At 59.5% G+C, this 19,170-nt stretch carries 20 protein-coding genes; 15 read left to right on the forward strand and 5 right to left on the reverse strand.

All coding sequences use genetic code 11. The annotated features are described in order from the left end of the window. Positions 1-173 precede the first annotated feature (173 nt). The 3 genes from BN3266_RS01310 to BN3266_RS01320 all read left to right on the forward strand — a co-directional run bounded on the left by BN3266_RS01310 (position 174) and on the right by BN3266_RS01320 (position 1,997). On the forward strand, positions 174-692 hold the full coding sequence (locus BN3266_RS01310) for a nucleoside 2-deoxyribosyltransferase (protein WP_059003155.1): 519 nt from the start codon (positions 174-176) through the stop codon (positions 690-692). Further along, positions 693-1,298, forward strand: coding sequence for a nucleoside 2-deoxyribosyltransferase (locus BN3266_RS01315; protein ID WP_059003156.1), 606 nt, complete (start codon positions 693-695; stop codon positions 1,296-1,298). It begins immediately after the preceding gene. Positions 1,299-1,391: 93 nt separating this feature from the next. After that, positions 1,392-1,997, forward strand: a complete 606-nt coding sequence (locus tag BN3266_RS01320; RefSeq protein WP_021660223.1) for a nucleoside 2-deoxyribosyltransferase — start codon at positions 1,392-1,394, stop codon at positions 1,995-1,997. An 85-nt stretch (positions 1,998-2,082) separates the two neighbouring features. On the opposite strand, the gene BN3266_RS01325 is transcribed toward BN3266_RS01320, so the two are convergent. Beyond that, positions 2,083-3,081: an NAD-dependent epimerase/dehydratase family protein gene (locus tag BN3266_RS01325; RefSeq protein ID WP_059003158.1), complete on the reverse strand. Its 999-nt coding sequence runs from the start codon at positions 3,079-3,081 to the stop codon at positions 2,083-2,085. Between the two features lie 230 nt (positions 3,082-3,311). Between BN3266_RS01325 and BN3266_RS01330 the strand changes: the two genes are divergently transcribed. The 4 genes from BN3266_RS01330 to BN3266_RS01345 all read left to right on the forward strand — a co-directional run bounded on the left by BN3266_RS01330 (position 3,312) and on the right by BN3266_RS01345 (position 7,177). After that, a complete protein-coding gene (locus BN3266_RS01330) occupies positions 3,312-4,244 on the forward strand; it encodes a nucleoside hydrolase (RefSeq protein WP_059003160.1) in 933 nt (310 codons plus the stop codon). Between the two features lie 20 nt (positions 4,245-4,264). Then, positions 4,265-5,212 (forward strand): nucleoside hydrolase, encoded by a 948-nt coding sequence (locus BN3266_RS01335; RefSeq protein WP_021660219.1) that lies wholly within the window; start codon positions 4,265-4,267, stop codon positions 5,210-5,212. A 319-nt stretch (positions 5,213-5,531) separates the two neighbouring features. After that, positions 5,532-5,687 (forward strand): P-loop NTPase family protein, encoded by a 156-nt coding sequence (locus BN3266_RS13660; protein WP_154668921.1) that lies wholly within the window; start codon positions 5,532-5,534, stop codon positions 5,685-5,687. 266 nt (positions 5,688-5,953) lie between these two features. After that, complete coding sequence (locus BN3266_RS01345; protein WP_082671577.1) at positions 5,954-7,177, forward strand: ABC-F family ATP-binding cassette domain-containing protein; 1,224 nt, start codon at positions 5,954-5,956, stop codon at positions 7,175-7,177. Positions 7,178-7,241: 64 nt separating this feature from the next. Here BN3266_RS01345 and BN3266_RS01350 read toward each other — a convergent pair whose 3' ends face one another. The 4 genes from BN3266_RS01350 to galE all read right to left on the reverse strand — a co-directional run bounded on the left by BN3266_RS01350 (position 7,242) and on the right by galE (position 10,802). Next, on the reverse strand, positions 7,242-8,018 hold the full coding sequence (locus BN3266_RS01350; RefSeq protein ID WP_059003168.1) for a hypothetical protein: 777 nt from the start codon (positions 8,016-8,018) through the stop codon (positions 7,242-7,244). Positions 8,019-8,078: 60 nt separating this feature from the next. Beyond that, positions 8,079-8,423 carry a PAS domain-containing protein gene (locus BN3266_RS01355; protein WP_021659736.1) on the reverse strand — a complete coding sequence of 115 codons (345 nt, stop codon included), beginning with the start codon at positions 8,421-8,423 and terminating at the stop codon, positions 8,079-8,081. Between the two features lie 30 nt (positions 8,424-8,453). After that, entirely contained in the window at positions 8,454-9,191 is a 738-nt protein-coding gene (locus BN3266_RS01360; protein ID WP_243148173.1) for an AAA family ATPase, read from the reverse strand. A gap of 597 nt (positions 9,192-9,788) precedes the next feature. After that, positions 9,789-10,802: a UDP-glucose 4-epimerase GalE gene (galE, locus tag BN3266_RS01365; protein WP_044992716.1), complete on the reverse strand. Its 1,014-nt coding sequence runs from the start codon at positions 10,800-10,802 to the stop codon at positions 9,789-9,791. Positions 10,803-11,032: 230 nt separating this feature from the next. Between galE and BN3266_RS01370 the strand changes: the two genes are divergently transcribed. From BN3266_RS01370 to rfbA, 8 genes are read left to right on the forward strand one after another with little or no spacing between them, the layout of a single operon-like run. Further along, positions 11,033-12,073: a glycosyltransferase family 2 protein gene (locus tag BN3266_RS01370; protein WP_021659730.1), complete on the forward strand. Its 1,041-nt coding sequence runs from the start codon at positions 11,033-11,035 to the stop codon at positions 12,071-12,073. A 41-nt stretch (positions 12,074-12,114) separates the two neighbouring features. Then, positions 12,115-12,990 carry a LicD family protein gene (locus BN3266_RS01375; protein WP_059003172.1) on the forward strand — a complete coding sequence of 292 codons (876 nt, stop codon included), beginning with the start codon at positions 12,115-12,117 and terminating at the stop codon, positions 12,988-12,990. Between the two features lie 3 nt (positions 12,991-12,993). Continuing rightward, positions 12,994-13,707 (forward strand): IspD/TarI family cytidylyltransferase, encoded by a 714-nt coding sequence (locus BN3266_RS01380; RefSeq protein ID WP_059003174.1) that lies wholly within the window; start codon positions 12,994-12,996, stop codon positions 13,705-13,707. Beyond that, entirely contained in the window at positions 13,700-14,713 is a 1,014-nt protein-coding gene (locus tag BN3266_RS01385; RefSeq protein WP_059003177.1) for an alcohol dehydrogenase catalytic domain-containing protein, read from the forward strand. Before BN3266_RS01380 ends, BN3266_RS01385 begins: the two co-directional genes overlap by 8 nt. Before the next feature lie 32 nt (positions 14,714-14,745). After that, positions 14,746-15,738 carry a glycosyltransferase family 2 protein gene (locus tag BN3266_RS01390; RefSeq protein ID WP_059003180.1) on the forward strand — a complete coding sequence of 331 codons (993 nt, stop codon included), beginning with the start codon at positions 14,746-14,748 and terminating at the stop codon, positions 15,736-15,738. A gap of 22 nt (positions 15,739-15,760) precedes the next feature. Further along, positions 15,761-16,729 (forward strand): glycosyltransferase, encoded by a 969-nt coding sequence (locus BN3266_RS01395; protein ID WP_195891589.1) that lies wholly within the window; start codon positions 15,761-15,763, stop codon positions 16,727-16,729. Positions 16,730-16,747: 18 nt separating this feature from the next. Continuing rightward, on the forward strand, positions 16,748-18,256 hold the full coding sequence (locus BN3266_RS01400) for an O-antigen ligase family protein (RefSeq protein WP_059003183.1): 1,509 nt from the start codon (positions 16,748-16,750) through the stop codon (positions 18,254-18,256). Positions 18,257-18,280: 24 nt separating this feature from the next. Then, entirely contained in the window at positions 18,281-19,162 is an 882-nt protein-coding gene (gene rfbA, locus BN3266_RS01405) for a glucose-1-phosphate thymidylyltransferase RfbA (RefSeq protein WP_059003186.1), read from the forward strand. Positions 19,163-19,170 lie beyond the last annotated feature (8 nt).

The following is a 19,170-nucleotide window of genomic DNA, read 5'->3' on the forward strand; positions in this document are numbered from 1 at the left end:
GAGAAAGCGCTTTCGGCAAACGCTTGCGAAATCGTTTTCATCAAAGTGACGGGAATTTTCCTTTTTCTTTGGCCCTTTCGTGCATTTACTTTGCCAGAAGGGGACAGGTATACTGAACTTGTATTTCTTTTATGGGTCAAGAAACCGAAGGAAAAGAAGAAGGAGTGTGTAGCATGAACAAGAAGCCCAAGGTGTACATTGCCGGGCCAGAGTGCTTTTTCCCCAACAGCGAAGAGATCTTCGCCGCCAACAAGGCCATCTGTGAAGAGCTGGGGTTTGAGCCGTCGGTGGCTGCCGACTACGATTTCAGCGGCTGCAAGACCAAACAGGACACCGCCAAGGTGATCTTTGAAAAGAACATCGAATCCATCAAAAACTGCGACCTGATCGTGGCCGATATGAACAACTTCCGCGGGTGGGAGCCCGATTCCGGCACCTCCTTTGAAATTGGCGTGGGCTATATCTGGGGCAAGAAGATCTATGTCTACCTGGACGACCTGCGCAGCTGCGGCGAAAAGTTCACCGAGGAGACCTACCTCGACGAGCAGGGCCGCCGCCGCGACAAGGACGGCCTCACTCTGGAGGGCGGCCCCCTGAACCTGATGATCTCCGGTCACGCCACCATGGTGGAGGGGACCTTCCGCGACGCCCTGCTCCGGGCCAAAGAGGACATGGAAAAGGAGGGCTGCTAGATGTTCATCGACAAAAACGGCGTTGTCCGCCGCCCGGTGGCCTACCTGGCCGGCCCCGACATGTTCTGGCCCAACGGGGATGAGATCGGCGCCGGTTACGTGGAATTGAGTCACAAGTACGGCATCGACGGCATCTTCCCCCCCGACCCCGCCAGAGAGGACGAGTTCAAAGAGTACGAGCCCAAGGACGACAGCTCGGAGGAGATGGAGAAGAAGATCTTCATCCACGACATCAACCACGTCCGCCGCTCGGACATGATCATCGCCAACCTCAACGACTTCCGCCGCGGGCAGGAGCCTGATTCCGGCACCTGTGTCGAATGCGGGGCCGCCTATGCCCTGGGCCAGCGCTGCTACGCCTTTGTGGACGACGCCCGCCCCATGATCGAGCGGTTCTCCGGCGCCAAGCACCAGAACGAAGAGGGCAAATGGGTGGACGAGAACGGCTGCACCATCGAGGACTTCGACTCCCCCCTCAACCTGATGTTCGGGGTGCCCTTCACCATTGTCGAGGGCACCATGGAGGACGCCATGAAGCGCGCCCGAGCCGACTTTGACGCCGAACTCATCGCCGCCGGCTACGAGCCCTTCCAGGTCGAGGAGTAGTTTTGCCGGGCCCTTTTTGCGGGCCTTTCCCTCCCCCCGGCGCACAAGGGGTGCGGCCGGGGAGATGATTCCGGAACAGGAGGCGAGTTTGACTTGTTTATCGACAAAAACGGCGTTGTCCGCCGTCCGGTGGCCTATCTGGCCGGGCCGGACATGTTCTGGCCCAACGGGGACGAGATCGGCGCCCACTATGTGGAGTTGAGCCACAAGTACGGCATCGACGGCATCTATCCCCCCAACCCCGCCCGGGACGACGAGTTCAAGGACTATGTCCCCAAGGACGACTCCCGCGAGGAGAAGGAGAAGCGCGGCTTCATCCACGACATCAACCACGTCCGCCGCTCGGACATGATCATCGCCAACCTCAACGACTTCCGCCGCGGGCAGGAGCCCGATTCCGGCACCTGTGTCGAGTGCGGGGCCGCCTATGCCCTGGGCCAGCGCTGCTACGCCTTTGTGGACGACGCCCGCCCCATGGTCGAGCGGTTCACCGGCGCCAAGCACCAGAACGAAGAGGGCAAGTGGGTCGACGAGAACGGCTGCACCATCGAGGACTTCGATTATCCCCTCAACCTGATGTTCAGCGTGCCCTTCACCATCGTCGAGGGCACCATGGAGGACGCCATGAAGCGCGCCCGGGCCGACTTTGATGCCGAACTCATCGCCGCCGGCTACGAGCCCTTCCAGGTCGAGGAGTAACCGGCGCTGCCCGGCCTGCGGGCCCGCCGAAAACGCGCGCAAAAAGGCCGCCGGTCAAAAACCGGCGGCCTTTTGTGGATGGCTGTCAAAAGCGGCCCTGTACCCGCATAAAGTGAACGGTGTCCCGCAGGGTCTCCTCCATGGGGCGGGGGCGGTAGCCCAGTTCGTCGGCTGCCTTCTGCCAGGAGAAGACGGCGTTTGTCTCCAGTGTGTAGAGGGAGTAGCGGGTGTAGAGGGGCGGGGCCTTGCGGATTTTGTAGTAGATTTCCGACAGGGGGGCGGTGGCCCGAGCAAACCAGAGGGGCAGGGTGTGGCGGATGGGTTTGCAGCCGGTGGCCAGGTGGCAGCGCTCCAAAAACTCCTGCACGGTGAAATAGCGGTTGGCGAGGATGTAGCACTCCCCCACCCGGCCCCTGTCGGCGGCGGCGATCACCCCGGCGGCCACGTCCCGCACGTCCACAAAGTCATAGCCGCCCTCCACGCCGGCCAGCAGCTTGCCGCGGGCGCAGTCGGCCACCAGGGCGTTCAGGTGGCCGTGGCCAAAGTCCCAGGGCCCCACGATGCCCGAGGGCTGCACCACCACCGCGGGCAGCCCGTCCTTGGCGGCTTCCAGCACCAGGGCGGTGGCCTCCGCCTTGGTCTTGGCGTAGAGCCCCTCCACCAGATCGGGGTCAAAGTGGTCGGTCTCCACCACCACCTGCCCCTCCGGCCGCTCGGGGATGGCGTGGACCGAGCTGACATAGACCATCTTCTCCACCCCGTACTGGCGGCAGAAGGCCAGCAGGTTGGCGGTGCCGCCCACGTTGACATCCCACACCTTCTGCTGGTACTTGGAGGCGATGCTCACGATCCCCGCCGCGTGGATCACCACCCGGCGGCAGGGCTCCTCGGTCTCAAAGAGGGGGTGGAGGCTGGCCGGGCAACAGACGTCGCCGCGGATCACCTCGACCCCATCGGGCAGGGAGACAGCCGGGTCGCCCGGCAGGGCCAACCCCCGCACCCACTCGCCCCGTTTGGCCAGCAACCGCACCACCACGTTGCCCAGGTGGCCGTAGGCGCCGGTTACAATGTACAGTGTTTTCATCGCGCGCACCCCTTTCATCTGCTGTTAGTATATCCCGTCTATGTGAGCAATAGATGGACAATTTGTAAAACGCCCGCCCCTCCGGCCGGAGAATCTGGCCGCCGGCTTTTGTGCGTTTTGGCTGTTTTTTTCGGCGCATCTTCTACGCCCCCATCCCCTGTACGCGCCCCTGATTCTAAAGTATAATGATTTGGTAAGGCCATATACCAAGAAATGGAGGAGTCTGCACAATGAGCAAGAAAGTGTTATTTGACTGCGATACCGGCGGAGACGACGCCTGCGCGGTCGCCCTGGCCGTCGCCAGCCCCGAGCTGGAGGTGCTGGGCATCACCACCTGTATGGGCAACCAGCCCATCGAGAACACCACCCAGAACACCCTGGAGCTGGTGCGCTACCTGAAGACCGACATCCCGGTGGCCCGGGGCTCGCAAAACCCCCTGGTCCGCCAGCGCTGGGTCGGCAACCCCGAAGGGCACCGGCTGCCCATCCCCGATTTGAGCGAGGAGGTGGGTCCCCTGCAGGAGAAGTCCGCTGTCGAGTTCATGGTGGACGTGCTCCGCTCCAGCGAGGAAAAGGTGACCCTCATCCCCCTGGCCCCCCTCACCAACATCGCCAAGCTGATGCTCCAACACCCCGACTTGGTGCGGGAGAAGGTGGAGGAGATCGTCCTCATGGGCGGCGGCATGTATTTCGGCAACACCACCGGCGCGGCGGAACTCAACTTCTACGCCGACCCCGAGGCGGCCCAGGCCGTTTTCTCCTTTGGGCTGCCGGTGGCCATGTGCGGGCTGGACGTCTGCACGAATGCCTATATCACCCCCGCCGACAACGACAGTTGGAAGGGCTTTGACAACCCCTGCGCCAAGGCGTTTTACAGCATCACCCACCACTCCCTGAACGACGGCTGGGGCGAGTTCCCCGGCGAGCGCACCCTCATCTTCGACACGGTGCCGGTGATCTACCTGTTAAAGCCCGAGCTCTTCACCACCGTCAAAGCGGACATCCAGATCGAGTGCGCCTCCGACCTCTGCGACGGGATGAGCGTCTGTGACGCCCGCACCGGGCTGCACCAGACCGCCCGCCCCCACATCCACACCGTGGTGCTGGACGTGGACCGCCAGGGCTATGTGGACGCGGTGCGCGAACTGCTGAAAAACGCCTGAGAAAGGGAGGAGAGAAGAGAATGGAACAGAACAAACGCCCCATTATCCTGGACTGCGACCCGGGCACCGACGACGCCATCTGCCTGTTTATGCTGCTGGGGGACGAGCGCTTTGACATCAAGGGGATCACCCCGGTCTGCGGCAACAAACCCCTGTCCTTCTGCGAGAAAAACGCCCTGCAGCTGTGCGAGCTCACCGGCAGGGAGGACATCCCCGTCCTCAAAGGGGCCAGCCAGTCCCTCTTCTGCGGGGAGCGCACCGCCGGCAACGTCCACGGCGCGGGCGGTTTGGGCTCGGTCACCCTGCCGGAGCCCCACAAGCAGGTGGAGGACCAGTACGCCTGGGACTTCATCTACCAGCAGGCGGTGGCCTGCAAGGGCGAACTGGAGATCGTGGCCATCGGCCCCCTGACCAACGTGGCTAATGCGCTGTTGAAATACCCCAACTTAAAAGACTATGTCAAGCGCATCTCCATCATGGGCGGGGCCAAGGGCCTGGGCAACTGGACGGCCGCGGCCGAGTTCAACATCTGGGCCGACCCCCACGCCGCCAAGATCGTCTTTGCCAGTGGCATCCCCATGGCGATGATGGGGCTGGACATCTGCTTTAAAGCCTATGTCACCGCCGACGATTTGGCGCGCATCCGCGCCGCCGGCGGCCCGGTGGCGGAGGTGGCGGCCGCGCTCATCGGCGAGCGGGTCGGCTACGCCGAGAAGAACGGCCGCCCCGGCGGCATCCTCTGCGATGCGGTGACCGCGGCCTACGTGATGGACGAATCGGTGGTGCAGACGGTGGATGTCCACGTGGATGTGGAGACCCGCGGCATCCTCACCGAGGGCAAGACGGTCATCACCTACAAGCACACCGAGGACCGCCACTTCCCCCCCAACACCAAGATGGGCGAGGATGTGGACCGTCCCCGCTTCATCGACCTGATCGTCAACAGCCTGACCAATTTAAACCGCTGATATCGAGGGCGGGCCCCGGCAGAATGGCGCCGGGACCTGCCCTTTTTCTCCCCTTGCAACCCGGGGAGATGTCTGGTATACTCGTATTCGAAGAAACGAAGAAAGGCGAGGTAACCACACCGCGAATGAGACTGTTTTGACCTTTGTGCGCAACCACTGAAAACGGACAAAACGCCCTCTCTCAATGGGGGGCCGTTTGGTCACCTGCGCGGCAAAGGGGAAAACAGCACGGTGTGCGGTGGAGGCAAGTCCCCCTTTTTTCGCGCGCCCTCTGTCTTTTTCCTCCCTTGCAGGTGACCCTGCAAGGGAGGTTTTTCATTTGTCTGAACGAAACGTGCTGGTCTCGATTTGCGGGCTGGCCTATTTTATCGGGGAGCGGCGGCTTCTCGACATCCCCGAACTGACGGTTTTGGCGGGGGACCACATCGGGATCGTGGGGGAGAACGGGTGTGGCATGTCTCTTATACACATCTAGCTGTGTATAAGAGACAGCTTCACCATTGTCGAGGGCACCATGGAGGACGCCATGAAGCGCGCCCGGGCCGACTTTGATGCCGAACTCATCGCCGCCGGCTACGAGCCCTTCCAGGTCGAGGATGATACACAGCTAGATGTGGATAGGAGAGAGGCGTCAAGCTGGCCGCCGCCCTGGAGGAGGGCGCCCCCCTCCTCCTCTGCGACGAGCCCACCGCCAACCTGGACGAGCGGGGGCAGGCGGAGATCCGCCGACGGCTGGCAGAGGTGGGGTCGCTGCTGCTGGTCAGCCATGACAGGGCCCTGTTGGACGCCCTCTGCGACACCATTTGGGAGGTGCGGGACGGCCGGGTGGGGGTCTATCCCGGCAACTACGCCGCCTACCGCCGCCAGCGGGCCCAGGAGGAGGAGCGGGCCCAGCAGCAGTGGGAGGAGTACACCGGCGAGCGGGCCCGGCTGCTGGCCGCCGCCCGCCAGGTCTCCCGCCGGGCCGACGGCGTGAGGAAGGCCCCCAGCCGGATGGGCAATTCCGAGGCTCGCCTCCACAAGCGGGAGGCCACCCAGAAATCGGCCAAGATCGCCCGCCGCAAAAAGGTGTTGGAGGGGCGCATCGAGCGGATGGAGCGGGTGGAAAAGCCCTTTGAGGCAGACGGCATCGCCCTGCGCATCGACCCGGCCCCCCTGCGGGCCCGCACCGCCCTCACCGCCGCGGATCTGGCGGTGGGATATGCCGGTGTCCCCCTCTTTGAGGGGGCTGTCTTCACCCTTCCGACCGGCAGCAAAACCGCCCTCATCGGCCCCAACGGGGCGGGCAAGACCACCCTGCTGCGCACCCTGGCGGGGGAGATGGTCCCTCTGGCCGGCGAGTGCCGCCTCTCGCCCCAGGCCAAACTGGGGTTCCTGCGCCAGGGGTTTGAACAGCTGGACGAGGGGCGCACCGTCCTCGAAAACGCCCTTGAAGGGGCCCTTCAGTCCCCCACCCTGGTGCGCACGGTGCTGGGGCGGCTCCTCTTTCGGGGGGAGGCGGTCAACAAGCCCCTGGCGGTGCTCAGCGGCGGGGAGCGGATGAAGGTCGCCCTCTGCAAGCTGTTGGTGGGCGGCTGCAACCTCCTCTTTCTGGACGAGCCCACCAACTACCTGGACCTCCCCGCGGTGGAGGCCCTGCAATCCCTGCTCCAGGGCTATACCGGGACCCTGCTGCTGGTCAGCCACGACGAGGCGTTTGTGGAGGGGGTGGCCGACCGGCTGCTCTGTGTCGGCGAGGGCGGCCTCACCGCTTTTGCGGGCGGGCTGGCCGACTGGCGCCGTCAGCAGGAGAGGCCCGCCCGCAGGGCAGGGCAGAGCGCCGCCCTGCGCAAAACGGTGCTGGAGATGCGGTTGAGCCAGTTGGCGGTGGAGATTTCCGCCGCGCCGCTGGAGAGAAAAGCCGCCCTGGAAGAGGCCTACCGGGAGGCGGCGGAGGAACTGCGCGCCCTCAAGGAAGGGGAGTGACCCCCATTTACAAAAAAACCATCCCCGGCAGAACCTTCTGCCGGGGATGGTTTTTTGCAGTTTGTCAGGAGAGGGAGAAGACAAAGGGCTCGAAGTCTACGGTGTAGTCTTCAGACAGGATTTGAAGATGGATCTGCAGTGCTCCAGGGTCCTTCAGAGCGGGAAAAACCACTACCCCGGTGGCGGTGACGCCGGGCAAAATGTCATCGGGAAGGACCTCGTAGTGGGCCTCGGCGTTGTATGTTTCGGCGTACTGGGCTCCGTCCTGCGCCAAGTACCCGGCCTGGTAGGAGATGCTGGCCCGGCCCGTGTTTTGAATGCGCAGGTAGAGCCGCGTCTCCTCTTCTGCAAATTCGATCTTCTCGACGGTGACCGAACAGCCCTCCTGTGTCTGGGTGAGGGCGGGGTCGATTTCTTTGAGGGTGGGGCGGATGGCGTCTTTGTAGGTGGAGTGGGTCAGACCGGCCGCCGCGAGGTGGGGCAGGTCGGTGCCGGTGTTTTTGGTGGACCAAAACTTCCCGTCAACCAGGAGGATGTCCCCCTCCTCTATCTGCAGGGAGGGGTCGGCGGAGTGGACGGCAATGGGGGAACTGCACCCTTCGGGGATAAAGAGAAAGGACGATTCGCCGGTATGGCGCTCCAACGTGCTGATGGCGCGGCCGACCAGCTTGACGTATTTCCCTCGGTAGCCGGCCGGGTCGGCATAGACGCGGGGCAACTCTGCCGTGTCGATGTACTTCCTTCCCTCGTCGGGGAAAGAAAAGGCCTCGCTCTTTTCCCCACAGCCGGTCATCAAAAGGGCCAGGGTGAGACACAACAGGGTAATCAGATGTTTTTTCATAGGGTCTTCTCCTCTCTGACAAAGGCACCGTCCCGCCGCACCCGGCGGCAGTGCGCCGCGCTATTTCTGCAAGTTCAGCTCAAAGCGCTCGAAGTACCCCAGCAGCTCCCCCTCCTCGTTTCGCACCGGGTTGATGTAGTAGCGCTGGTTGTCCGGGGTCACCCCCAGGTAGATCTCGTTGCCGTGGCGGCGCAATTTTTCCACCGCCGCCTCGATGCGCTCCCGCGAGAGCTCCTGGTGGCAGTCAAACAGGGAGCGGCCAATCAGGTCCCGGTACCCCCGCACCTGATAGTAGTGGTATTTGGCGGCCCGGTTCAGGTAGCGGATGACGTGGTCGCAGTCCACAAATACCACCCGGTAGGGGTAGCTGTCGAGAATGGCTTCCAGCATTTCCAATTTTTCCATCGCGTATTCCTCCTTGTGTTTTGGGCGGGGTCATTCCCCGTCCAGCAGTTCCCGCAGCATCCTCTCCGGCGCCTCCAAAAAGGCGCGGGTGACCTGGTAGTGGCTGGTCTCCCGATAGGCCGTGGGGCGGATGGCACCCCCCTCCTCAAAGGAGAGGATGGCGGCGCCGGGCAGAGCCATCAGGATGGGGGAGTGGGTGGCAATGATGAACTGGCTGCCCCCTTCCGCCAGCAGGTGGATCTGCCGCAAGAGGGCCAGCTGCCGGGAGGGGGAGAGGGCTGCCTCCGGCTCGTCGAGAAGGTAGAGCCCGCGCGGGGGAAAGCGGCCCAACACCAGGGAGAGAAAGGCCTCGCCGTGGGACTGGCTGTGCAGGGAGCGCCCCCCGTAGCTGTCAAAGAGGCCGGGGGCCCCGATCTCCTCTAACCGGTCCACCTCGGAGGCCAGGTTGTAAAAGCTCTCTGCCCGCAGAAAGTAGCTGGTTTGGGGGCGGTAGGGGCCTTTGGTCACCGTCAGACAGCGGTGCAGGGGGGAGTGAGTTTCTTTAGAGGCAAAGTGAAAGTTGCGCCCGCCCCCTTCCGGGTTGAGGCCCAGGGCCACGGCCAGCCCCTCTAATAGGGTGGACTTTCCGGTCCCATTCTCCCCCACAAAATAGGTGACTGGGCGGTGAAAGGCCAGCGCCCCCAGCTCCCGCAGGCAGGGCAGGTCGGTCAGATAGCCGCCCACCTGCCGCAGGGCGGCCCGATCCAGCGCCACCTCGGCGACAAACAGTTCGTTCACAGCCCTTCCCCCCTTGGGCCCATTATACCCCCTGCCCGCCCTGTTGCGCAATCGCGGCGGGCGGGGCGAAGGGGGAGAGAGGGGACAAAAAAAGAGGGCCCCGTACGGGGCCCTCTTTTCCAATTCGTCCGATTTCAGAAATCAGGCTGCCAAACTTGACCACCCTTTTGGGGGAATGGCCCTGAGCAGTTCCAAACGGCGGTCCCGCTCTTTCTTACGCACACCTGCAAACTCCTTTTTGCATCTGTTTGCAAAGACAAGCTATGGGCGGAGTTTGAAATCAACTGGGGTTGCCTGTCTTTCAGATTTGAAACCTACCCATTGGACAATACCTCCTGTGCGCACTGCACATTTGCCTTGAACGGTGGATAAGGCTCCGTTTTGAAGGGCCATGGTACGCGAATTTCCTCACCTATTATCTGTTTTGGTATACAACCAAAGGAGGTTTGGTACGAAACCCTTTTCTTACCTATAATATATAATTTGACTGCACGAAAATCAATATTTTTATTGAACAATCCTTCGGCCTGTTTTTTGTGCAAAAAGCAAAAGGGCCCCAAAGAGGCCCTTTTGAAGCAGCTTTTTTGTCTAGTCGTCGTAGCCGTTGGGGTTTTGGCTCTGCCACCGCCAGGAGTCGACGCACATCCGCTGGATGTCGTACTCCGCCTCCCACCCCAGCTCGGCCTTGGCCTTGGAGGCGTCGGCCCAGCACTCGGCGATGTCGCCGGCCCGGGGCGGGGCGATCTTGTAGGGGACCTTCTGGCCGCTGGCCTTTTCAAAGGCGTCCACCACCTGCAGCACCGAATAGCCGTTGCCGGTGCCCAGGTTGTAGATGTGCACCCCGGCCTTGCCCGCCAGCTTCTCCACTGCCTTGATGTGGCCCTTGGCCAGGTCCACCACGTGGATGTAGTCGCGCACCCCGGTGCCGTCCACCGTGGGGTAATTCTCCCCGTACACGTTCAGGTACTGCAGTTTGCCCACCGCCACCTGGGTGATGTAGGGGATCAGGTTGTTGGGGATGCCCTTGGGGTTTTCCCCGATGCGGCCGCTCTCGTGGGCGCCAATGGGGTTGAAGTAGCGGAGGATCACCAGGGAGAAGCGGGGGTCCGCCCGGTAGAGGTCCCGCAGAATTTCCTCGGTCATCAACTTGGTGGCGCCGTAGGGGTTGGTCACCGAGAGGGGGAAGTCCTCGGTGATGGGGACGGTGGCCGGCGAGCCGTACACCGTGGCGGAGGAGGAGAACACCAGGGTAAAGACCTGGTACTTTTGCATCAGCTTGAGCAGGTGCAGGGTGCCGGTCAGGTTGTTGTGGTAGTATTCCAGCGGTTTCTCCACCGACTCCCCCACCGCCTTGAGCCCGGCGAAGTGGATGACCCCGTCGAACTGGTGGGCGCGAAAGACCGCTTCGGTGGCGGCGTAGTCCAGCAAGTCGACCTGGCAGAATGTCACCGGTTTGCCGGTGATCTCCTGTATGCGCTCCACCACCTTGGGGCTGGAGTTGCAGAGGTTGTCCAGGATCACCACCTCGTGTCCCGCATTCAGCAGTTCCACGCAGGTGTGGCTCCCAATGTAACCGGCGCCGCCGGTGATCAGCAGTTTCATAAGATGTCCTTCTTTCCCTTTCATCCGGTTTTGGCAGATGGAAAACTGCCTATATTATAGTGGTCGGAGGGCGGTTTGTCCAGCCGCTTAAAATGTGAAGAAACCCTGAATAAACGGGCATCCAGAGGGGAAAGCGGGCCTGTCCTATTGAATTTGAGGGGGGCTTAGAGTATAATTGATAAATAAATTTGCCCTTTTTCGTGTAAAAAGACAGTTTGTGGAGGAAAACCATGACAGACCTGATCGAGCAGAGAGAGACAGGATCTCAGGCAGACCCTGCCATTGAGGTTTCTGTGGTCGTCCCCATCTTAAATGAGGAGGCCTATATCGGCCCCTGCATAGAGTCTATTCTGAAGCAGGACTTCCCCCGTGAGCGGATGGAAGTCTTGTTTGTTGATGGCGACTCGGAGGACAAGACCACCGCCATCATCGCCCAGTACCAGGAGAAGTACCCCTTTATCCACTGCCTGCACAATCCGGGCAGGACGGTGCAGTTGGCCCTCAACATCGGCATCCGCGCCGCTGTGGGGGAGTATATCGTCCGCCTGGACGCCCACTCGGAATATGCCGACGACTACATCTCCCAGTCCATCGCCACCCTCAAAAAGACCGGCGCCGACAACGTGGGCGGCCCGATGATCGCCTGCGGCAAAAACGCGGTGCAGAAGGTGGTGGCGGCCGCCTACCACTCCCCCTTTGCCCTGGGCGGAGGGAAATTTCACATTGCGGACTACGAGGGCTATGTGGACACCGTCTTTCTCGGCGCCTACAAGCGCCAGACCATCCTCGATTTGGGCCTCTACGACGAGGATTTCCCCCGCAGCGAGGACGACGAGTTCAATATGCGGCTGCACGCCCACGGGGGCAAGGTGTACATGACCCCCGCTATCAAGAGCCGCTACTACCCCCGCGACAGCTACCGCAAGGTCTTCAAGCAGTACTACGAGTACGGCGTCTGGAAGGTGGCGGTCATCAAAAAGCACAAAAAACCTGCCCGTCTCTCCCATCTGGTGCCCATCAGCTTTGTGCTGTTTATCGCCGTGTTCGGGCTCCTCTCCCTCTTCTTCTCGCCGGCCCGCTGGGTTTTTGGCGGGGTGATGGGCCTCTATCTGTTGCTGGACATCTACTTTTCCTTCTCCAACAAGCGGGTGAAGGGCTTTGTCAACAAGCTGCGGCTGATGTGGGTGCACTTCATCCTCCACATCTCCTATGGACTCGGCTTTTTGCAGGGGATCTTTCAGTTCGCCGGCAAGACCTTTCAGCCGGTCTAGAGGGGATTTGAGGCGGCCAATATAGAGAGGAAGGCGAGAGGATGGGCGAAAGCTATACCTTTACCCCGGAAAAATTGCGGGAGCTCCAGCTAAAGGGGTTGGAGATGGCCCTCTATTTCAAAAAAATATGCGATGAAAACGGGCTGCTCTTTTACTTCTGCGGCGGCTGCTGCATTGGGGCGCTGCGCCACCAGGGATTCATCCCCTGGGACGACGACGTGGACGTCTTTATGCCCCGCCCCGACTACGAGCGCCTCAAGGAAGTCTGGCCCCAGAAGGCCGACACCCGCCGGTACAGCATCTGCTATCCCACCCGGGAGCGGGTGGACGGCAATCTCTTCATCACCATCAAGGACAACGAGACCACCTATATCAAACCCTACCAAAAGCAGATGGACATCCCCCACGGGGTGGTGCTGGACATCCTCCCCCTGGACGGCTGTCCCAGCGACCCGGGGAAGCGCAAGCGGCAGAAGTTTTGGGCCCTGCTCTACTCCCTCTACTGCGCCCAGCAGGTGCCCACCAACCACGGCAAGAAGGTGGCGGCGCTGGCGAGGGTCGCCCTGACCTGTGTCCCCTTTAAAGGGCTTCGCTACAAACTCTGGAAGCTGGCCGAGCGGAAGATGACCCAGTACCCCATCGCCCAGTGTGAAAAGATCACCGAGCTCTGCGCCGGTCCCCACTACATGCAAAACGAGTATCCCCGGGCGGCCTTTGACAGCGCCGTCTACCGGGCGTTTGAGGGGCACCCCATGCCCCTGCCGGTGGGGTATGACCAGTACCTGACGATCGCCTTTGGCGACTACATGCAGCTGCCCCCCAAAGAGAAACAGGTGGCCCACCACGACTGCCTCTTCTGCGATTTGGAGCACGGCTACCAGCAGTACAAGGGAATTTACTACTGCACGGAGGATTGAATCATGATTTTTGGCGCGATTTTGGCCGGCGGCACCGGCTCCCGGATGAACATTGCGGACATGCCCAAGCAGTTTCTCCCCCTGGGGGACAAGCCCATCATCCTGCACACCCTGGAGAAATTCCTCCTCTGCGACAGGATGGACCGGGTCTACGTGGGGGTCCACCCCGACTGGGTGGGACACATGCAGGACCTGTTGGAGCGCCAGGTGCCCCAGAAAGAGCGGGTCACCCTGGTTCCCGGCGGGGGTGACCGCAACAGCACCATCTTCAACATCGTCGACAAAATCGAGGCGGACTGGGGCCAGTCGGACGACCACCTCATCGTCACCCACGACGCCGTTCGCCCCTTTGTCACCCTGCGCATCCTCGAGGAGAACATCGAGGCCGCCCGCGCCTTTGGCGCCTGCGACACGGTGGTCTCTGCGGTGGACACCATCGTCGTCTCCGAAAACGGCGAGACCATCTCCCAGATCCCCGACCGGCGGCTGATGTACCAGGGGCAGACCCCCCAGAGCTTCCGCATCTCCCTGCTCAAAAAGCTCTACCAGAGCCTCGACGAGGAGGAGAAGGCGATCCTCACCGACGCCTGCAAGATCTGTGTGGTGCGCCAGACCCCGGTGCGGCTGGTGGAGGGGGATGTCTCCAACCTGAAGATCACCACGGTCAGCGACTACAAGATCGCCCAAGCCATGGTGGGGGGACAGGTCGTTGATTAACCACATCTATCAGCTGGTCAGCCCGGGGGTGTTCTCCATCGAGTACGCCTCCACCGACCTGGCGGACAAGGTGATCCTCCGTCCCCGATTCATGGCCCTCTGCCATGCCGATCAGCGGTATTTTCTGGGGCAGCGCAGCCAGGATGTGCTCCGCAAAAAGCTGCCTATGGCCCTGATCCACGAGTGCTGCGGGCGGGTGTTGCAGGATCCCACCGGGACCTTTGCGCCGGGGGCGCGGGTGGTGGCCATCCCCAACAGCCCTCAGAGCCCCGACCCCATCATCTCTGAAAACTACCGGCGGGACAGCCGGTTCCTCTCCAGCGGGTACGACGGCTTTATGCGGGAGTATATCGACCTGCCGGCGGACCGGCTGGTCTCCTGCGATGGGGTGCCCGATCACATTGCCGCCATCACCGAGTTTGTCAGCGTCACCGTCCAGGCGGCCCGGCGGTTTGACCGGCTGGCCCACGCCCGTCGGGACCGCGTCGGCATCTGGGGGGACGGCAGCATGGCCTTTGTGTTGGCCTGCACCCTCCGCTCCCTCTTCCCTCAAATCGAACTGCACGTGGTGGGGAAGAACGCCCGCAAGCTGTCCATGTTCTCCTTTGTGGGGGCCACCCACTTCGCCGACGACCTGCCGCAGGGCTTCTCGGTGGACCACGCCTTTGAGTGCGCGGGGGGCGAGGGCAGCTACTACGCCATCGACGACATCATCCGCACCATCGAGCCCCAGGGGGCGGTCATCCTGCTGGGTGTCAGCGAGAACAAGGTGGCCATCAACACCCGCGACGTGCTGGAAAAGGGGCTCACCCTGGCCGGCAGCAGTCGATCCGGGCGGGAGGACTTTGTCGAGGCCATCCGCCTGATGGGCGACCCCGCCGTGCAGAACCGCCTCAACCGCATCATCAGCATCGACGACCCGGTTTGCCAGATGGGAGACATCGAGCGGGTCTTTCGCACCGACCTGAACACCCCCTTTAAAACGGTGTTCGAGTGGAGGATGTAGAAAAAACATCCAGGGGAAAGGAGCGTTTGCCAATGGAAGAGGCTACCCCCACCATCAGCATCATCGTGCCCGTCTACAAGGTGGAGGCCTATTTGGACCGGTGTGTGCAGTCCATTCTCAACCAAACTTTTTCCGACTTTGAACTGATTTTGGTGGATGACGGCTCGCCCGACCGCTGCGGGCAGATGTGCGATGCCTACGCGCAGGGAGACCGGCGGGTGCGGGTGATCCACAAAAAAAACGGCGGCTTGAGCGATGCGCGCAACGCGGGGATCGACGCCGCCCGGGGAGAATACCTGGGCTTTGTGGACAGCGACGACGAGATCGCCCCGGACATGTACGAGAGCCTCTATCGCCTTTTACAGGAGGGGAACGCCGATCTCTCTGTCTGCGGACTCTGTGATTACTTTGCCGACGGAACGGCGATTTCCCAGGCGAAGCGGGAGCTGAAGGGCGTTTTCACTGCGGAAGAGGCGCTGGGCGAGGTCTTGCGGGGCCAGAGTATCAGTGTGAATGCCGTCAACAAGTTGTACAAGAAAAACCTCTTTGAGGGGATCCGCTTCCCAGTGGGAAAGACCACCGAAGACGGTTTTGTCATGGTCAAGTTGGTGGCAAAAACAGAGCGTGTAGCGGTAGATACCGCCGTGAAATACCGGTACTGGCGCCGCGAGGGAAGCATCACCACAGGGGCATTTTCAGAGAAGGACTGGAATGTAGTAGAGGCCTACACTGAAAATGAGCAGTTTGTCCGTCAAAACTATCCGCACCTTCTTTCGGCAGCTGAATTTCGGTTGATTTGGGCTTACAAACACATTGTTGACCGCCTTGCCCTCAGCTTAGGCAGGTGGGATGAAACGGCGAAGGCCGCCAAACGGGCGGCTGTCAGCTGGGGCAGAAAACATCTCGCCATGCTTTGGAGAAATGGGTGCTATTCGTTCAAACAAAAGGGAATGTACACCTTCTTGTTCTGCTTTCCCAGCGCTTATATGAGAGTTTATGCCCACCATCAGCAAGACAAATGGTAAGCTGTCAATGAGGAGGCACACCATGGTATCAGTGGTAATGGCGACCTATAACGGAACCAAATATTTGGACAAACAACTGTGCTCCATTCGGGATCAAACACTGCGGCCGGACGAGGTGATTATCTGTGACGATGGGTCCACCGATCAAACGGTGGAGTTGGTAGAGCAGTTCATCAAAGAGAATCGGCTGGAGAACTGGTCAATAACACGCAACGCCAAAAATCTCGGGTATGCGCGGAATTTTTTACATGCCATGGAGTTGGCGAGTGGGGACATCTTGATTTTTTCCGACCAGGATGACATTTGGCTGCCAGAGAAGGTCGAGATGGTGAAGGGGTGGATGGAAAAAGAACCGGCCATTCTCTGCCTCTTTTCACAATATACCTACATCGATGGAGAAGACCATATCATCTCTACCCCCTATAAAAAATACGTACAGAAGCCCCTTTATCAGGTGTCATTTCCCGAGCACTGCAATGATTTTGCATACGCGGGAATGTCTTTGGCGATTCGCAGCGAGCTCAAGCAAGAGATGCTCGATGTCGCCCGGACAGAGAAAGAGATCATCGCCCACGACTGGCTGGCGACACTGCTTTCAGTCAAATCTGGCGGATTTTATACGACCGATCAGGTGCTCACCCACTATCGTCTGCACACCAGCAATACCGTCGGCGTGGACTTGCGCGCGCAGGATCGCCGGGACAACACAGAACGGCTTGAAACGCTGCAAAGGGATTTGCGACACTATCGCTGTGCGCTGGCTATCTTACAAAATCAGTTTGAAAAGAGCCAGCAAAGAAATATTGCCTATCTGCAAAATCGCATTCGGGTAATGGAAAAAAGGATACGAATTGTTTCAGAGGCAAGGCCCTTCTCTGCATTGGGGATGATTTCGCAGATAGGACATTACCCGTTTTTCAAAAATTATCTGGGGGACTTTTTGTTTGCTGTGGGAGCGGCAAAGTTCTTCGACAAGGGTGAGAAACAGTGACGAGAGGGAGAGGTTTTGATGGAAGCGAAATCTAGAAATCGCTTGACGATTCAAACGGTTTTAGAGAAGACGATTCTAAATCGGGAACTGTTTTGTATTGGGCTTTTGGTGTACTCTTACGTGTTGGGACTTGTTCCAATAGCGGTATCGAATCAGGGCACGGCGCGGTATGTGTTGGCATGGGCGGCTGTCTTATTGCTCTACGATTTGTTTACCAAGCGCTTTACATTCCGATTTTACGGAAATGGCTATCTCATTGCCTTCATGGTGGCAGTCGGTGTCACCTATTTGGTGAATGGGCTGCCGGACATCAGTTCAGGTCTTGCCGATGCAGCGTTTATCGTGGTTTTGTTTTTCTTGTTTTACACGATGAAGATGGATATGGACCGGGAAGCGCTGAAAAAGTTTATTCGCCATATCGCCGGGTTTACATCTTTTCTGCTTTTTGGAAATACGGTTGTAAGTTTCTGGCTTCTGTGGAACGGTTATTCCATTCCGTATTTACACGATTACGGGTATGCCACCCGTCTCTACTATATTGGGATCAGCCGAGAAGGCCGCTTTTGCGGTCCCCAGGGAAATCCCAATCTGCTTGGTTGGTTTGCCATGGCTGGGTTTGTTTGTACCGTTCTCTATTTGCTATTGCGCGAAAAAAGAGGAAAGCTGGCCTGGACCTACGGAATTGTCAGCTGCGCTCTCCAGTGGGTTTGCGTTGCGCTCTCAGAGTCCCGCGGTGCGCTCGTGGCACTTTACGGTGGGGCTGCGGTCTCTGGATTTTTATACCTTGTTTTCTGCAATAAAATTCGGAAAAAGAGATGGCCAGTCAAGGCCGCTGTCTTTATTGCTGTGTGCTTGGTCTGCGCGGCGCTAATGAGCGCATCTCGCGCAGTGGGAAAGACCACGATTGGCGTTATCCGCGACAATATCACAGTGCAGCAAGGCGGCAATATGTCCGAAGAGATCCTACTTACTCAAAGGGAGTTTAACGGCGATTTGAGTACAGGGCGACTCGTCCTGATGAAAACCGGCTTGAAAGCTGCCTGGAATGAGAATATTATATTGGGAGTAGGCGCCCCCAACGCCCCTGACCGCTGGCTGGATTATAAGCCTGCCGATTTTGCGGGCGAGACATCCGATGCGGGGAATATGCACAACCTCTTTGTGCAACTGATCCTCAACAATGGAATTGTTGGACTGCTTCTCGTCTGCTTGTTTTTATGGTACTGTATCTCCTGCGCCTGGCGAGCATTTTTCAGGTGTAGATGTTCTTCTAAAGACCGCTCAATTATGTCTGCCCTCTTGTTCGGCATTTCCAGTTTTGGACTGGTGGGCATGGTAGACAGCATTTTGATTTACCCTTATGCACAATATCTCGACTTGCTCTTTTTCCTATTTCTGGGCGGTCTCATTCAGTACATTGCCCTGTCATTTGGCGATGAGGCGGTGCGTGACCCGATCGCCCAGAAAATCGGCTCGGTTTTTCATCGGAGACAAAAGGGAAAAGAGGAAGATGGAGACACCCATTAGAATTCTGTACAGAGAGGGAACACAATGAAGGGGATTATTTTAGCCGGCGGCGCGGGGACGCGCCTTTATCCTTCCACCATTGCAACGTCAAAACAGATTTTGACGGTATATGACAAACCGATGATCTACTATCCCATGTCTACGCTGATGTTGGCGGGCATTCGGGAGGTCCTGATCATCTCCACGCCCCGGGACATCGGCAATTTTCAGGAGCTGTTTGGAGACGGCAGCCAGCTGGGAATGGACATCTCTTATGCGATTCAAAGTGAACCGCGCGGGTTGGCCGACGCCTTTATTGTGGGGGCAGATTTTATCGGCAAAGACAATGTATGTTTGGTTTTGGGGGACAATATTTTTTATGGCTACTCCTTTACCGAGCGGCTGCGGGCCGCGGTGAACCGCAGCGAAGGAGCAACTATTTTTGGCTACCATGTCAGCAACCCCACCGAATTTGGTGTAGTGGAGTTTGACGATGAAGGAAATGTCCTTTCAATCGAGGAAAAACCCCAACAGCCAAAATCAAACTACGCCGTTCCCGGCCTTTACTTTTATGATAATCAGGTGGTGAATATCGCCCGCTCGGTCGAGCCCTCTGCCCGCGGAGAAATCGAGATTACCGCAGTCAACAATGCGTACCTGGCGGCAGGAAAACTAAAAGTCGAGCTCTTTGGGCGCGGCATGGCGTGGCTGGATACCGGCACGCACCGGGCAATGCTGGATGCGGCCAATTTTGTGGAGGCTGTTCAGACGAGACAGGGCCTCTATATTGCCTGTTTAGAGGAAATCGCCTATCGCAACGGCTTTATTGGCAAGGAACAATTGCTGGAACAGGCAAATCGCCTCAGCAAGTCTGAATATGGACAGTACCTGTATCAGGTAGCACAGACAGTTAAGCCCAAAAAGTAGGAGGGCAA

This window comes from Bittarella massiliensis (ex Durand et al. 2017), from assembly GCF_001486165.1.
Lineage (GTDB): Bacteria > Bacillota > Clostridia > Oscillospirales > Ruminococcaceae > Bittarella > Bittarella massiliensis.